Source organism: Actinomycetota bacterium (assembly GCA_036280995.1).
In the GTDB taxonomy this organism is placed as follows: Bacteria; Actinomycetota; CALGFH01; order CALGFH01; family CALGFH01; genus CALGFH01.
Window position 1 is genome coordinate 1 of record DASUPQ010000180.1, and the last position, 6,192, is coordinate 6,192.

Annotated in this window: 7 protein-coding genes; 6 read left to right on the plus strand and 1 reads right to left on the minus strand. The window is 69.0% G+C overall.

Going from position 1 to position 6,192, the window contains the following annotated elements:
- The 5 genes from VF468_05735 to VF468_05755 form a co-directional block, all read left to right on the plus strand.
- Positions 1 to 774, plus strand: a 774-nt coding sequence (locus VF468_05735) for a helix-turn-helix domain-containing protein (GenBank protein ID HEX5877814.1), incomplete at its 5' end; no start/stop codon positions are given.
- 166 nt (positions 775 to 940) lie between these two features.
- Positions 941 to 1,714 carry an ABC transporter ATP-binding protein gene (locus tag VF468_05740; GenBank protein ID HEX5877815.1) on the plus strand — a complete coding sequence of 258 codons (774 nt, stop codon included), beginning with the start codon at positions 941 to 943 and terminating at the stop codon, positions 1,712 to 1,714.
- Complete coding sequence (locus tag VF468_05745; protein ID HEX5877816.1) at positions 1,711 to 2,535, plus strand: ABC transporter permease; 825 nt, start codon at positions 1,711 to 1,713, stop codon at positions 2,533 to 2,535. Before VF468_05740 ends, VF468_05745 begins: the two co-directional genes overlap by 4 nt.
- Positions 2,536 to 2,863: 328 nt before the next feature.
- Positions 2,864 to 4,063 carry a hypothetical protein gene (locus VF468_05750; GenBank protein HEX5877817.1) on the plus strand — a complete coding sequence of 400 codons (1,200 nt, stop codon included), beginning with the start codon at positions 2,864 to 2,866 and terminating at the stop codon, positions 4,061 to 4,063.
- Between the two features lie 60 nt (positions 4,064 to 4,123).
- Positions 4,124 to 4,942 (plus strand): class I SAM-dependent methyltransferase, encoded by an 819-nt coding sequence (locus VF468_05755; GenBank protein ID HEX5877818.1) that lies wholly within the window; start codon positions 4,124 to 4,126, stop codon positions 4,940 to 4,942.
- A 148-nt stretch (positions 4,943 to 5,090) separates the two neighbouring features.
- Here the strand turns inward: VF468_05755 and VF468_05760 are convergent, their stop codons facing one another.
- Positions 5,091 to 5,483, minus strand: a complete 393-nt coding sequence (locus tag VF468_05760; GenBank protein ID HEX5877819.1) for a 6-carboxytetrahydropterin synthase — start codon at positions 5,481 to 5,483, stop codon at positions 5,091 to 5,093.
- A gap of 321 nt (positions 5,484 to 5,804) precedes the next feature.
- On the opposite strand from VF468_05760, the gene VF468_05765 reads away from it, so the two are divergent.
- Positions 5,805 to 6,176, plus strand: a complete 372-nt coding sequence (locus VF468_05765; GenBank protein ID HEX5877820.1) for a hypothetical protein — start codon at positions 5,805 to 5,807, stop codon at positions 6,174 to 6,176.
- Positions 6,177 to 6,192: the final 16 nt, after the last annotated feature.

Genomic DNA, 6,192 nt, shown 5'->3' on the forward strand with positions numbered 1-6,192 from the left:
CAGGCGCGGAGGCGAGCGGTCGCCAACGGCAAGAGCGACTTGGCCGACCAGTATCGCGAGCGGTTCGCGGAGCTGTACCAACAGGAGCTGCGACGGGCCCGGTCAGAGCAAGGCCCGATCCGCCAGGGCCGGCCCCCTGGAGCCCGAGATCAGCTGGCCATCCGCTCAGCGTCGTTCGCCCGGACCTGGCGGCCACCAGCCAGCGCCGCCCCTACTGCGGCCGAGCCCCCGAACGGGGCCAGCGCCAGCGCCACGGACCAGAGCCCGCGGGAGGCCGCAGCCGCCCTGTTCGAGCAGGGCCACACCCCGTCGTCTGTGGCTGAGCAGCTGGGCATCGACATCACCACCGCGGTGGACTGGCAGGCCCACTGGCGTCGGCAGCGGGCGGCGGCACTGTTCGACCAAGGCCACTCGCCGTCCTCGGTCGCCCAGCAGCTCGGCATCGCCCGCCAGACCGCGGCCCGGTGGAGGATCCGCTGGCGGACCGGCGGCGCGGCGGCGTTGGAGTACCGGAGGGGCCGAGGGCCAGCCATTCCCGACCGCCAGCTGCCGCTGATCGAGCAGGCGCTGCTGCAGGGGCCGGCCGGCCACGGCTTCGACGGCGAGGTGTGGAGGGCTCCTCAGGTCGCGGAGGTGATCGAGCGGGTGACCGGAGTGCGGTTGACCCCCAGTCCGGTCAAGCGGCTGCTGCGCGACCGGCTCGGCTGGACCTACCAAACGCCCCAGATTCCCGCTTCGCTTCGCCGCGGCAGCGACCAACATCTCAACTCTTGAGCCTGACTGCGGACGGCGCTGCGCAGGTGGACCGCCGGTTGACACCGCTATCTGCGCCGGAGAACCTTGGAGCGGTCTCGCGACAGTTGTCACAACTCGTCCAGAGGCAGCGTGACGAGGCACCGTACGCTACAAACCGTGATAGCCGCCGACACCGGGTAGGTCCATGACATCATCAACCGCAGGACAGGACGTGGTGAGGACCGCCCAACCGGTCCTCACCCTGGCACACGTCGGCAAGCGCTTTCCTGACGGCACCGAAGCGCTGGCTGAGGTCGACTTGGACGTTGCCCCCGGCCAGTTCACCTCGGTGGTCGGCCCGTCCGGTTGCGGCAAGAGCACCCTACTGCGCATCGCCGCCGGCCTCGAGCACACTACCGGCGGCTCGGTGCATGTCCCCACCGACCAGATCGCCTATGTGTTCCAGGACCCGACGCTGCTGCCCTGGCGCAGCGTCCAGGCCAACGTCGAGCTGCTCGGCGAGCTTCGAGGCCTTCCCAAGGACGAGCGCCGCCGGCGGGCCGATCATGCGATCCGGCTGGTCGGGCTGAGTGACTTCGCCGACTACCGCCCCCGGGCACTCTCGGGCGGCATGCGGATGCGGGTGTCGCTGGCCCGCTCCCTGACCCTCCAGCCGGAGCTCTTTTTACTCGATGAGCCCTTCGGCACCCTGGACGAGATCACCAGGGAGCGGCTCAACGACGAGCTGCTGCAGCTCTTTGTGACTCAGCGGTTCGCCGCCCTGTTCATCACCCACTCGGTGATGGAGGCCGTCTATCTCTCCACCCAGGTCGTGGTCCTGTCCGCCCGACCAGGGCGAGTGGTCGACCACTTCGAGGTCCCCTTCCCCTATCCCCGCGCCCCGGAGCTGCGGTTCGACCCAGCGTTCACCAAGATCGCCGCCCGGGTGTCGGCCTGCCTGCGAGGAGCGCGCCCATGAGCACCGCGGCACGTCGCGGCCAGGGAGCGCGGCGGAGCTGGCGTTGGGGCGCCCCCGCCGTCGTTGCCGCGCTGGCGATCGGCCTGTGGTATGTCGTCAGCTATCGCCTACTCACCGAAGACACCCGGTTCCTGGCCCCACCACCCGACGCCGTCCTGCGGATCGGCTTCCTGGACCCGTTCAACCGCGCTGAGCTCCTCGACGGCCTCCTGCTGTCGGCCCAGGTGGCCATGCTCGGGCTTGCCGCGGCGGCCGTGGTCGGCATCGGCCTTGCCATCCTCATGAGCCAGGCACGCTGGGTGGAAGACTCGGCGTTCCCCTACTTGGTGCTGCTTCAGGCCACCCCGATCCTGGCGCTGGTGCCGCTGTATGGGTTCTGGTTCGGCTACGGGTTCAACACCCGGGTGCTGGTGGTCTTCCTGATCGCGCTGTTTCCCATCGTGGCCAACACGCTGTTCGGCCTGCGCTCCGTCGACCAGGACCACCACGACCTGTTCACCCTGCACGGGGCCAGCCGCCGGACCCGGTTGTGGAAGCTGCAGCTGCCCACGGCGCTTCCCAGCATCTTCACCGGCCTGCGCATCTCCGCCGGCTTGTCGGTTATCGGGGCGATCGTGGGCGACTTCTTCTTCCGGCAGGGTGAGGTCGGGATGGGCGTGCTCATCGACCACTACCGGTCCCGGCTGCAGTCCGAGCAGATGTTCGCCGCGGTGATCCTGTCCTCGCTGTTCGGGCTAGCGGTGTTCCTGCTGTTCGGGGCGCTGGCCCGTCGAGTGGTGGGCGGGTGGCACGAATCGGGCCGCGACAGCACCCCGACCTAATCCCAGCTCGCGATGCAGGCGACAATCCGACTGAGGCGGACCGGGCGGGAGCCAGGCCACTCGGCGATCGCCCAAGGGCCGGATCGACCCATGATGAGCCGCGCAAACGATTGGTTCCCCCCTTGCCCTTTATGCGGTAGTTGCCTATATGCTACGGATCGGCCAGCGACGCAAGGTGGCCGGAAGAGTATGGGTTGCCCGGGATTACATAGGTGGCCGCACCTAAGTCCGCATCCCACGTTCCTGCCGTGCACCGAGCATCGACCCGATCCCGGCTGTCATCCCCAGCGGCAAGCCGCTGCGGCCGGACACAGGAGGCGTTGCGTCCATGCATCAGCGCAGATCAACACGTAGGAGGGCGCTGGCGGCCCTGGCCGTGGCCCTGCTCCTCCTCCTCACCGCCTGCACCGGCGGAGATGGGGGAGACGACCAGCCGACCGCCGCGGCCGGCTCCAGCGACCCGAAGGATCTACGAGGGGTCTGCCCTGACCCGGTCGTCATCCAGACCTCCTGGGACCCGTCGGCCGAGTCCTTTGGCGCGCTGTACAACCTCCTCGGCCCCAACCCGCAGATCGACAACAAGCAGAAGCGCACGACCGCACCCTTGATGGCCCAGGACAAGGACACCGGGGTCAAGCTGGAGCTGCGAGCGGGCGGGCCCGCCATCGGCTTCGAGAGGGCCACCGCCCAGCTCTATGCCGACCCCAAGATCCACCTGGCGATCCCCAACGCCACCGACGAGGTCATCCAGCTGTCCAAGACCCAGCCGACCCTGGCCGTGCTGGCCCTGGTCGACATCGACCCACAGCTGATCCTCTGGGACCCGGGCAAGCACCCGGAGTTCAACATCATCGCCGACATCGGCCAGACCGACACGACGGTCCTCTACTTCGGTGGCGACACCTACATGGAGTACCTGGTTGGGACGGGCATCTTGAAGAAGAGCCAGGTGGACGGGTCCTTTGAGGGCGACCCCGCCCGGTTCGTCGCCGAGCAAGGCGAGGTTGCGCAGTCCGGCTATGCCACCAGCGACCCCTATGTCCTGCAGTCCATTCCGGAGTGGGGCAAGCCGGTCAAGTTCCAGCTTGTTTACGACACCGGCTACCCGAACTACGGGTCCCTGCTGAGCATCCGGGCCAGGGACAAGGACAAGCTCGCCCCCTGCCTGGAGAAGCTGGTGCCCATCGTCCAGCAGTCCCAGGTCGACGTCCACACCAAGCCTGACGTGCAGACCCGCCTGATCGACCAGACCCTGAAGATCGCCGACGCCTACGACTCCAAGAATCCGTACACGACGGAGTCCGCCAAGTTCGCTCTCGCCCAGGAGCAGAAGCTCAAGCTGACCGGCGATGGGTCCCCACCCAACGGCACCATCGGGGACTTCGACATGGCGCGGGTCCAGAAGATGATCCAGATCGTGGGGCCGATCTTCGCGGCGCAGCGCAAGCCGATCAAGGAGGGGTTGAAGCCTGAGGAGGTGGCCACCAACGAGTTCATCAACACTTCGATCGGTGTCAATCCCAACTAGAGGTAGAGGTGCCGGGTTCGGGCCGACCGCTGACGGCGTGCCCGATCCAGGGGAGCACCGGTGACGGTGGCCGCCCAGCCCGACCCGGCCCCGCCGGCCTACACCTTCGACAACGACGACCCGGCTGCGGCCGAGCGGCTAAGGCTGTCCTCGACGGTCCTTGACGGGTTCACCATCTCCCGCCTGTCGAGCGTGGGTGCGCTGACCGGACGGCGCTGCCTGGAGCTCGGCGCCGGCAACGGCAGCGTCGCCGGGTGGTTGGCCGACCAGGCCGGCCCGTCCGGGCAGGTGGTGGCGACCGACATCAACACCCGCCACATTCCCGCTGACCGCGGCTACCGCGTCGTCCGTCACGACCTCACCCGCGACCCGTTGCCCGACGGTCCCTGGGACGTCGTCCACGCCCGGCTGGTCCTGCGGCATGTGCCCGGACGCCACGAGATCCTGCGCGGCCTGGCCGGGGCGCTTGCCCCCGGCGGGGCCCTAGTGATTGAGGAATGGGACCCCTACCGGGCCGGGCTGGTCCTGGCCGTCCCCGAGGCCGAGGCCGAGGCGCTGTTCTATCGCTTCGAGACCGCGGTCGAGCAGCTGACTGCGGCTCGGGCCGTCGACCTGCAGTGGCCCTGGCAGGTGCACGGGGCCATGGCCGAGGCGGGGCTGGTCGAGGTGGACACCGCCGTCCATGCCCGCTCCTGGCCCGGTGGTAGCGCCGGGGCCCGGCACTACGCGGCCACCATCCGCCTGCTGCGCCCCAGGCTCCTGGAGGCCGGCTTGGACGGTGAGCAGCTGGACCGCCTGTCGGGGTACCTGGAGGATCCGCGGATGGTGGTTCGAGGGTTGCTGACCGTCTCGACCATCGGCCGCCGGCCAACCTCCTGACCCTACGTCGGACCGGCCGGCCAGATCAGGGCCCGGTCCGATGGCCGACCGCTCTGCGGGTGAACCGTGCTGCCAGTGCGGCGATTCCTGCGGAATCGACGCCAAGGCGTGCTGGCGGTCCAGCAGCCCGCCATGGTGGCTGGACCGGTCAGGTGCTGGCCACACCGGTCAGGGCGAAGAACTCGGCCCGCGCGGCCGGGTCGTCCCGCAGCGCGCCGAGGAGTTCGGATGTGACCATCCGGGCGTCGTGCGCCTGGACCCCTCGCAGATCGTCCAGGTGGCGATGGTCGACCCGGTCGAACACCTCTCTGGCCGGTCCCAACGCGCCGAAGTCCCAAACCATCCCGACCCGATCCGGTGGGCCGGTAAGCTCCACACGGACGTCGCAGTTGTGGCCACACCAGCCCTCCCCGCTGGCGGTCGGCACCAGGTGGGAGAACGACACCAGCCAGCCCTTGGAGATCGTGATCGCGCCGCCGGGACGGTCGGTGGTGACCCATGGAAGCGTGGCGGTGGCAGCGGCTCCGGGAGGGGTGCTCATGCCGGCACCTTTCGCGGGGTCTGGTTGGCCCGGTCAAGCAGAGGAGGGGAAAGACCGTCGTCGGGTGACTATAGGTCAACCGGGCCGGGCTCGTACAGACCGATCGTTCCGTTGTCGGGGTGCTCGGCTGGTACAGTATCGAGGTCATCGGCTCGTCCTGCCCGCTGACCGGGTGGCGGCGCCAACGCCAAGGGGAGGATTCTGGTGAGTGACGATGCTGTAGGCCCGCAGGACATTGCGGGGTCAGGCGCCAGAGGTGCTCCAGGCCCAGGGGCCGCGGCAGCGACGAGGCGGCGCCAGCTCGTCGGTGGTGTGCTTGCGGTGGCGTACGTGCTGACGATTCTGCTGGCCAACTACGCCATCACCCACTGGGGGAACGCACCGGCCTTTCCCGGCGGCCCCTACACGGTGCCGGTCTGGCCGGGCATCGAGGCGCCCTCGGGGGTGCTGTTCGCTGGGTTCGCGTTCACCTTCCGGGATCTCACCCAGGAGTGGCTCGGCCGGAAGGCCGTAGTCGTGGCCATCCTGGTCGGCGCGCTGCTGTCCTGGGTGGTCACCTCGAACCGCGATCTCGCCGTGGCCAGCGCGGTGGCGTTCCTGTTCAGCGAACTCGCAGACTTCGCGGTCTACCAGCCGTTGCGGGAGCGGCGCTGGCTGCTGGCGGTGTTCGCCTCCAACGTGGTCGCTTGGTGATCGACTCGATCTGTTC

What these genes read in the sequence shown, in the direction of transcription:
- VF468_05750 (HEX5877817.1), top strand. Translation starts at nt 2,864, where the DNA reads ATGCATCAGCGCAGATCAACACGTAGGAGGGCGCTGGCGGCCCTGGCC.
- VF468_05740 (HEX5877815.1), top strand. Translation starts at nt 941, where the DNA reads ATGACATCATCAACCGCAGGACAGGACGTGGTGAGGACCGCCCAACCG.
- VF468_05745 (HEX5877816.1), top strand. Translation starts at nt 1,711, where the DNA reads ATGAGCACCGCGGCACGTCGCGGCCAGGGAGCGCGGCGGAGCTGGCGT.
- VF468_05760 (HEX5877819.1), bottom strand. Translation starts at nt 5,483, where the DNA reads ATGAGCACCCCTCCCGGAGCCGCTGCCACCGCCACGCTTCCATGGGTC.